Raw genomic sequence first — 303 nt, forward strand, 5'->3', positions numbered from 1 at the left:
GACCTTGGGAGGAACAGACCATGCCGCAGACGTTCATCGTGGACCAGGCCGCGACTTTCCAGGCGGTTGCCTTCCTGGGCGCGGAGCCCCGGATTGAGTTCGGCACGCGGGACAAGCAGGAGACGACAACGGTAAGCCACCCGCCCGACATCGCGCCAGCGAACCAGGTAGACGCGCCGAACTGTGAGGGCTGCGGATCGCCCCTGGAAGCCCGTACGCACTCCGGTGGGCTTCCGAAGCGGTTCCACAACGATGCGTGTCGCAAGCGGGCTCTGCGTGCCTCTCAGCGGTCTACCGACCCTG

General features: G+C 66.3%; 1 protein-coding gene. It reads left to right on the forward strand.

The window, feature by feature from the left end; genetic code table 11:
• Window positions 1-20: 20 nt before the first annotated feature.
• The coding region (locus E1182_RS31850) for a hypothetical protein (protein WP_207921595.1) at window positions 21-303 on the forward strand (283 nt) is incomplete at its 3' end.

This window comes from Micromonospora sp. KC721, assembly GCF_004348355.1.
Taxonomy (GTDB): Bacteria; Actinomycetota; Actinomycetes; order Mycobacteriales; family Micromonosporaceae; genus Micromonospora.